The sequence below is a fragment of the Daejeonella sp. genome (assembly GCF_037719425.1).
GTDB lineage: Bacteria > Bacteroidota > Bacteroidia > Sphingobacteriales > Sphingobacteriaceae > Daejeonella.
This window is the reverse complement of the sequence record NZ_JBBJNI010000143.1, coordinates 8,188-10,708: the sequence shown is the minus strand read 5'-3', so window position 1 is coordinate 10,708 and position 2,521 is coordinate 8,188. Positions and strand designations below refer to the sequence as shown.

The window sequence follows — 2,521 nt, the reverse complement described above, 5'->3', positions numbered from 1 at the left end:
ATGGCACATAAAAAAGGAGCCGGTAGTTCCAGAAACGGTCGCGAGTCACATAGCAAGCGTTTGGGTATTAAGATCTTCGGTGGTCAGGCTGCAATTGCAGGAAATATTATCGTGCGTCAGCGCGGTACTAAACACCATCCCGATAGAAATGTAGGTATTGGTAAAGATCATACATTATTTGCCTTGATCGACGGTACTGTAATGTTCAAGAAGAAATTTGATGATAAGTCATATGTTTCTGTTCTTCCAAGAGAAACACAAGTAGTTGTTGAGAATGCACCAGTAAAGGCTAAGAAAGCTGCAGCTCCAAAGGCTGAATCTGCTCCAAAGGCTGAGGCTCCTGTTAAAGAGGCTGCTGCTGAGAAGGAAGCGAAAGCTGAACCTAAAGCTGCTGCAAAAAAAGCTGCTCCGGCAAAGAAAGCTCCTGCAAAAAAGAAAGCTGCTGAAGAAGTTCCGGAAGCACAAGCTCCGTCAGAAGAATTATAATATCAGATTATTATATAGAAAGCGCCTTGTTGGAATCAGCAAGGCGCTTTTTTATTGTTCGCGGATGAGCAGTGACTCTGCGAAGCTCTGAAGTATTACCTTTGTGTCATTCTCGATTCCGGTTTGATTTAGCGCAGTGATGGCTTTGGTTACAAATTGCTCCATTTGTGCTTCCGCAAGTTTTCTTACCTCCAGACTGTCATAGATTGAAGTAATTGCGGCAATTTTTTGAGTGGCATCGTGTGATGTCCCATTAGTCCACTTAGCAAGCTCTGTGCTCTTATGGTTTTTGGCTAACTCTTTGGCTTTGATCAGTAAAAAGGTCTTTTTGTTTGCCAGAATATCCCCGCCGACTAATTTTCCGAATTTTTCAGGATCGCCGTAAACGTCCAGAATATCATCCTGAAGTTGAAATGCAAGCCCAAGATTTTCTCCGAATTCGTGTAAAAGTTTAGCCTGCTTTTTTTCCGCCCCACCGATCAATGCCCCAATCTCCATACTGCCGGCAAGCAACACTGCAGTCTTTTGTTTGATCATAAGCAGGTATTCATCAACGGTAACCTCGTCATGATTCTCAAAATTCATGTCGGCTTGCTGTCCCTGACAAACTCCCGACGCCGTGTCGCTGAATATATCAAGGACTTCTCTCAGAATAGAATCGTCGACCTTGATCATCATCTTATAAGCTTCTACAAACATCACGTCGCCTGATAAGATAGCCGCGCTTTCACTCCATTTGGCATGCACGGTTGGTTTCCCCCGGCGAAGGGGCGCCTTATCCATGATATCATCGTGCATTAGCGTGAAATTATGGAAAAGCTCGATTCCGATCGCGGCGTCTAAGGCCTTCATTACATCTCCGCCAAAAAGCTCGGTGGATAACAACACCAGCACCGGCCGCATACGCTTGCCTCCCAATTCCATGAGGTAGCTGATAGGCTCGTAAAGTTCAGTGGGTTTCTGGGTATATTTTGTATCGGCTATAGCCTTGTTTATTATTTCCTGAAGTTGTTGTATAGAATGCATTCAATTAAAGCTAAGGCCGGGCAAAAATACCAAAACTTCCTTTGTTGCCTAATACCATATGGTGATTAATTATAAATAGCTTAACCACCACTTACGATGGGTTTTTTTATACTCACTAAACCATTTGCAAACAGGATACAAAATTATAATAACACCAATCCAGATGAGATATACAACTGGTAGGGAATAACCTTCTTTCGCTATGATGAAATTGGGAAGCATATTTGGCTGTTCGTAAATACCGTCACTAAATTTATGTCCCCTCAACAGGAAGAATATCATGCATAAAAAGTGGATGAGGTAGAAATGCAAAACATAATATAAGAATGGAACTCTGCCGAAAACGACAATGATATTAGTTAACGCATTTTTTGTTTTTTCGAAAAGGCTGAGGAAAAGTATTCCGGGGCCGATCGTCATAGCTGCATATAGTAAAGAAGGAGGGTATTTTTGCGTGTCGATAAATGAAAATATAGAATACAAGAAATTGTCTTGTTGTGACCAGGGTTTAGAGTCACCATAGACATTTAGTGCCCTTAACACGATAAAGAATGCCATGACCCCAAGACTTAGCCTCATTAGCATCTTTCGTCTCTCAGCGCCATTATAAATTGTAAACAGCTTGCCGAAACAATAGCCCAGGATCATAACGCCAAGCCACGGAAGGGCCGGATAAAAAACAAGTAAACTATGATCTTTTCCGAGAGGGAAAAATCCCGGGCGATGTATCATGGAGTATAAGATAGAGAAATCACCCTTATGTGAAGCTTCATAAAGATCGAGTGAATTATGGCCAAAGAAAATTACCAAACCAATCGTAAGTATCCACGGAAATGGCAGCCAGATTAGTATACCCAGGAAAACCATACTGATACCGATCGACCAGATAGTCTGCAATGCTAAAATTGTATAAGATGGATCGAATGAAAACGCAAAATTGAAAACCAGTATCTCGACGAAAACCAGCCAGAGGCCTCTTTTTATTAAAAATGAGCTGAGTTCTTTTTTG

Annotated in this window: 3 protein-coding genes; 1 reads left to right on the top strand and 2 read right to left on the bottom strand. The window is 41.8% G+C overall.

The window, feature by feature from the left end; genetic code table 11:
- Positions 1-486: 50S ribosomal protein L27 (rpmA, locus tag WKF69_RS15890; RefSeq protein WP_340383111.1), on the top strand; the 486-nt coding region annotated here is incomplete at its 5' end.
- A 51-nt stretch (positions 487-537) separates the two neighbouring features.
- On the opposite strand, the gene WKF69_RS15885 is transcribed toward rpmA, so the two are convergent.
- Together WKF69_RS15885 and WKF69_RS15880 are read right to left on the bottom strand one after the other, a co-directional pair.
- Complete coding sequence (locus WKF69_RS15885) at positions 538-1,512, bottom strand: polyprenyl synthetase family protein (protein ID WP_340383110.1); 975 nt, start codon at positions 1,510-1,512, stop codon at positions 538-540.
- 69 nt (positions 1,513-1,581) lie between these two features.
- Positions 1,582-2,521, bottom strand: a 940-nt coding sequence (locus tag WKF69_RS15880; RefSeq protein ID WP_340383109.1) for a heparan-alpha-glucosaminide N-acetyltransferase domain-containing protein, incomplete at its 5' end; no start/stop codon positions are given.

What these genes read in the sequence shown, in the direction of transcription:
- WKF69_RS15885 (WP_340383110.1), bottom strand. Translation starts at nt 1,512, where the DNA reads ATGCATTCTATACAACAACTTCAGGAAATAATAAACAAGGCTATAGCC.